Source organism: Streptomyces sp. SID12501 (assembly GCF_010550245.1).
Taxonomy (GTDB): domain Bacteria; phylum Actinomycetota; class Actinomycetes; order Streptomycetales; family Streptomycetaceae; genus Streptomyces.
The window spans coordinates 1-554 of the sequence record NZ_JAAGLU010000353.1 but is presented as its reverse complement, the minus strand read 5'-3'; the positions used below and the strand labels follow the sequence as shown (position 1 = coordinate 554).

Here is a 554-nt window from a genome sequence, read left to right as displayed (position 1 = left end):
GTTTACTTCTTGTTACGGCGCTGGACGCGGGTGCGCTTGAGCAGCTTGCGGTGCTTCTTCTTGGCCATCCGCTTACGCCGCTTCTTAATAACAGAGCCCACGACTACCCTCGCTCACTTCTCGGAACATCCCCGCGTTGACGGAGAACGGTGCGGGGCGTCTGGGCCCACACGACCTACGTCGGCCTAGCCTACCCGCCCGAGCTCGGAGCTTGTAATCCGCGGCCTCCGCCGATGATCCGGAGCCCCTCCTCAGGCTGATTCCACCCCCACGAACGACTCCCGGAGGTACTCGTGAACCGCGTTCTCGGGGACCCGGAAGGACCGGCCCACCCGGATTGCGGGCAGATGACCGTTGTGTACCAGGCGGTACACGGTCATCTTCGACACTCGCATCACCGAGGCGACCTCCGCCACGGTCAGGAACTGAACCTCACTGAGAGGCCTCTCGCCAGCAGCCATGACACACCTTGACCTTCCGCGCAGGACGGGCACCGGCTTCCCCTCCGGTTACTCATCGTCGTCGCACGCTCACTCCCCAGAGTAGGGGCGGGT

Annotated in this window: 2 protein-coding genes; both read right to left on the bottom strand. The window is 64.1% G+C overall.

Annotation, left to right across the window (positions count from 1 at the left end):
* Positions 1 to 2: 2 nt before the first annotated feature.
* Positions 3 to 101, bottom strand: coding sequence for an AURKAIP1/COX24 domain-containing protein (locus G3I71_RS46180; protein WP_003948845.1), 99 nt, complete (start codon positions 99 to 101; stop codon positions 3 to 5).
* A 150-nt stretch (positions 102 to 251) separates the two neighbouring features.
* The gene (locus G3I71_RS46175; protein WP_162688852.1) at positions 252 to 461 is read right to left on the bottom strand and encodes a helix-turn-helix domain-containing protein; all 210 of its coding nucleotides are present in this window, start codon (positions 459 to 461) and stop codon (positions 252 to 254) included.
* Positions 462 to 554 lie beyond the last annotated feature (93 nt).